Origin of the sequence: Nonomuraea longispora (assembly GCF_004348345.1) — a bacterium.
Taxonomy (GTDB): Bacteria; Actinomycetota; Actinomycetes; order Streptosporangiales; family Streptosporangiaceae; genus Nonomuraea; species Nonomuraea longispora.
In genome coordinates this window covers 1-4,345 of sequence record NZ_SMJZ01000354.1, presented here as the reverse complement: position 1 = coordinate 4,345, position 4,345 = coordinate 1, and the positions used below count along the sequence as shown (strand labels likewise).

The following is a 4,345-nucleotide window of genomic DNA, read 5'->3' as shown; positions in this document are numbered from 1 at the left end:
GGGCCACCCCGCCGCTGCGGCTGACCCGACGCGGCCGGGTCGTGCTGGTGGTGGCGGCCTCGCTGCTGTCGTTGGGGGGATTCTGGCTGGGTACGCGTGCGGCAGGACATGCGGCCGTTCCCGTCATGGTGCCGGCACACGCAGGGTTGCCGTGGGTGGAGGTCCGCGAGGGGGACACGCTGTGGGCGATCGCCGACGCCCTCTCCCATGGCGAAGATCCGGCAACCCTGGTGGAGGAGATCAAGCGCCTGAACGGCCTGCCCGACTCCCTCATCCGCCCAGGCACCCGCCTCTACATCCCGAAGGACGACACCACCGCCTTACGCTGACCCGCCCCTGCCGACCGGCACGGTCGAGTTCCGGCGGTCCCGGCTCGCCCACCGGTCAGGTGCCGGGTGGCCTGCCGCCGACACGCTCGCCTGGTCGGGGCCCGTCCGCCCCGTCTCACGTGGGTCCTCCCGGTTCGGCGTCCGATCCCAGCCGGTTCCCCCGGTTCGGCGTTCGACCCTGGCCAGCCGTCCCCCCGGACGGCGGTGCAGCCCGGTTCCCCCTGCCGGCGTCCGGACCCGCACCAGTCGGGTCGCGGGCCGCACCCGGCCGGCCCAGGCGGTTCGTTCAGCGGCAAGCCCTGTGGAAGTCGGGTGGGTGACGGGGCGTTCAAGGAGTGAGCGTGGTGGGCGAAGTGTCGCGGTGCTGTTGTGAGCTTCTTTCACGGACGAGGCCGCGCACAACTCTTGTGACGCTCCCAACTGCACGAACACCGCCGGGACGGCGCGACACGCCCGGGACTGGAGAAGATGGTGGACTGATCAGCGACTTCCGCGGGACGGCGCGGCTCAACTTGCGTTCATGGTCGCTCGCTTCTACGGTTGGACCACAACATCTAGTAGTTACACCGATGTAGGTTCACCACACCTTGTGGTTATGCCACCGTTCCACGGTCAGCCGTGGAGCGTGCGTGAGCGTCCCCTCGCGCGGGGAACGGTGTGCGGTGACCGTAGGGCCCTTGGAGGCGAAAGCGTGCACTGTCCGTTCTGTCGCCACCCTGACACCAGGGTCATCGACAGCCGCTCGACGGAGGACGGGGCGGCCATCAGGCGCCGCCGCACCTGTCCCGAGTGCGGGCGCAGGTTCACCACCCAGGAGACCGTACTTCTCATGGTGAGCAAGCGCAGCGGAGTGACAGAACCGTTCTCGCGGGACAAGGTCGTGGCGGGCGTGCGGCGGGCCTGTCAGGGCAGACCGGTCAGCGAGGATTCGCTGGCGCAGCTCGGGCAGCAGGTGGAGGAGGCCATCAGGGCCAAGGGTGCGGCCGAGATCCCCTCGAACGAGGTGGGTCTGGCGATCCTCGGCCCGCTGCGGGAGCTCGACGAGGTGGCCTACCTGCGTTTCGCATCGGTATATCGCGGTTTCGAGAGTTTGGCGGACTTCGAGGCCGAGATCTCACAGTTGAAGGCGGAGAAGGGGGAGTCATGACGGAGACGGCCAGCGGTTCAGTGGCGCGCGGGGGCAAGCGTCCACGTAAGGGGCTGAAGATGAAGCGCATCTTCACCAAGCCCGGCGTACACCCGTATGACGAGATCCAGTGGGAGCGCCGCGACGTCGTCATGACCAACTGGCGCGACGGCTCGGTCAACTTCGAGCAGCGGGGGGTCGAGTTCCCCGAGTTCTGGTCGGTCAACGCGGCCAACATCGTGACGACGAAATACTTCCGCGGGGCCGTGGGGACCCCGCAGCGTGAGTGGAGCCTCAAGCAGCTGATCGACCGGGTGGTCGGCGTCTACACCCGAACGGGCGTCGAGAACGGCTACTTCGCGAGCGAGGAGGATGCCGAGATCTTCGACCACGAGCTGAAACACGCGCTCGCCCACCAGGTGTTCGCGTTCAACTCGCCGGTCTGGTTCAACGTCGGCACACAGTCACCGCAGCAAGTAAGCGCGTGTTTCATCCTCTCCGTGGACGACCAGATGGAGTCGATCCTGGAGTGGTACAAAGAGGAAGGCGTGATCTTCAAGGGGGGTTCGGGGTCCGGGGTCAACCTGTCCCGCATCCGTTCCTCCAAGGAGTTGCTGTCCAGCGGCGGCACGGCCAGCGGCCCCGTCTCGTTCATGCGCGGCGCCGACGCGTCCGCGGGGACGATCAAGTCCGGCGGCGCCACCCGCAGGGCCGCCAAGATGGTGGTGCTCGACGTCGACCACCCCGACATCGAGGAGTTCATCGAGACGAAGGCGCGCGAGGAGGACAAGGTCCGCGCGCTGCGCGACGCCGGGTTCGACATGGACCTGGGCGGCAAGGACATCGTCTCCGTCCAGTACCAGAACGCCAACAACTCGGTGCGCGTCTCCGACGAGTTCATGCGGGCGGTGGAGAAGGGCGGCGAGTTCGGCCTGCGCGCCCGCCTGACCGGCGAGGTCATCGAGAAGGTCGACGCCAGACACCTGTTCCGCAAGATGGCCAAGGCCGCCTGGGAGTGCGCCGACCCGGGCCTGCAGTACGACGACACGATCAACGACTGGCACACCACCCCGGAAACCGGACGTATCACGGCCAGTAACCCGTGTTCGGAATATGTGCATCTGGATAACTCGTCCTGCAATCTGGCCAGCATCAATCTGCTGAAGTTCCTGAAGGACGACAACTCCTTCAACGTCGCCGACTTCGTCAAGCTGACCGAGCTGATCATCACCGCGATGGACATCTCGATCACGTTCGCCGACTTCCCGACCGAGAAGATCGGCGAGACCACCCGTGCCTACCGGCAGCTCGGCATCGGCTACGCCAACCTGGGCGCGCTGCTGATGGCCTCCGGCCACGCCTACGACTCCGACGGCGGCCGGGCGGTGGCCGCGGCGATCACGTCGCTGATGACCGGCGTGTCCTACCGGCGCAGCGCCGAGCTGGCCGGCGTGGTGGGGCCGTACGACGGATACGCCAGGAACGCCGAGCCGCACAAGCGGGTCATGCGCAAGCACGCGGCGGCGAACGACAACCTGCGCACCGTCGGCTCCATGGACGCGAAGATCCACTCCGAGGCGTCGCGCCAGTGGTCGGAGTGCCTCAAGCTGGGCGAGAAGCACGGCTACCGCAACGCGCAGGCCAGCCTCCTGGCCCCCACCGGCACGATCGGCCTGATGATGGACTGCGACACGACCGGCATCGAGCCGGACCTGGCGCTGGTCAAGTTCAAGAAGCTGGTCGGCGGCGGGTCCATGCAGATCGTCAACCAGACGATCCCGCGGGCGCTCAAGCAGCTCGGCTACCAGCAGGAGCAGATCGAGGCCATCGTCGAATACATCGCCGAGCACAGCCACGTCGTCGACGCCCCCGGCCTGCGCCAGGAGCACTACGAGGTGTTCGACTGCGCGATGGGCGAGCGGGCGATCGCGCCCATGGGTCACGTGCGGATGATGGCGGCCACGCAGCCGTTCCTGTCCGGCGCCATCTCCAAGACGGTCAACCTGCCCGAGTCGGCCACGATCGACGACATCGAGCAGGTCTACATGGAGGGCTGGCAGCTCGGCCTGAAGGCCCTGGCCGTCTACCGCGACAACTGCAAGGTCGGCCAGCCGCTGTCGGCGGGCAACGGCTCCAAGAAGGAGGAGCCGCAGGCGGAGCCCGAGGTGAAGGTGGTCGAGGTCAACCGGCCGACCCGGCGGCGCATGCCCAACCAGCGACCGAGCATGACCACCCGTTTCACGGTGGGCGGCGCCAAGGGCTACATGACCGCCTCCTCCTACCCTGACGACGGACTCGGCGAGGTCTTCCTCAAGATGTCCAAGCAGGGTTCGACGCTGGCGGGCGTCATGGACGCGTTCTCCGTCGCGATCTCCATCGGGCTCCAGTACGGAGTGCCGCTGGAGACGTACATGAGCAAGTTCGTCAACATGCGGTTCGAGCCGGCCGGGATGACGGACGACCCGGACATCCGGATGGCGACGTCGGTGATGGACTACATCTTCCGCCGCCTCGCGCTCGACCACCTGCCCTACGAGGAGCGGGCGGCCCTGGGCATCTTCTCGGCGGCCGAGCGGGCGGCGCAGCAGCGCGGCGAGGACCCGGCGGCGCTGCAGGAGCCGGTCGACCGTGAGGCGCTGGCCCAGTCGGCGCCCATCGAAGCCCAGCCCGAGAAGGATCAGCCGGTCGCGGAGCTGACGCTGGAAAGCCACCAGCGCTTCACCGCGGACGCGCCGCTCTGCATGACCTGCGGCACCAAGATGCGCCCGGCCGGGAGTTGCTACGTCTGCGAGGGCTGCGGCTCGACCAGCGGCTGCAGCTGACGCGCTGAGCGTGATCACGGGTGGGGAGGGGCGGTGGCCCCTCCCCACCCGTATGAGCGGTCAGGGGA

Annotated in this window: 3 protein-coding genes; all 3 read left to right on the top strand. The window is 67.8% G+C overall.

What is annotated here, in order from left to right:
• Positions 1 to 329, top strand: a 329-nt coding sequence (locus tag E1267_RS42760; RefSeq protein WP_132341896.1) for a LysM peptidoglycan-binding domain-containing protein, incomplete at its 5' end; no start/stop codon positions are given.
• Positions 330 to 1,020: 691 nt separating this feature from the next.
• The gene (gene nrdR / locus E1267_RS42755; RefSeq protein ID WP_132341894.1) at positions 1,021 to 1,476 is read left to right on the top strand and encodes a transcriptional regulator NrdR; all 456 of its coding nucleotides are present in this window, start codon (positions 1,021 to 1,023) and stop codon (positions 1,474 to 1,476) included.
• The gene (locus tag E1267_RS42750; RefSeq protein WP_132341892.1) at positions 1,473 to 4,277 is read left to right on the top strand and encodes a vitamin B12-dependent ribonucleotide reductase; all 2,805 of its coding nucleotides are present in this window, start codon (positions 1,473 to 1,475) and stop codon (positions 4,275 to 4,277) included. Before nrdR ends, E1267_RS42750 begins: the two co-directional genes overlap by 4 nt.
• Positions 4,278 to 4,345: the final 68 nt, after the last annotated feature.

Coding starts and splice junctions, on each gene's coding strand:
- E1267_RS42750 (WP_132341892.1), top strand. CDS start 1,473: ATGACGGAGACGGCCAGCGGTTCAGTGGCGCGCGGGGGCAAGCGTCCA.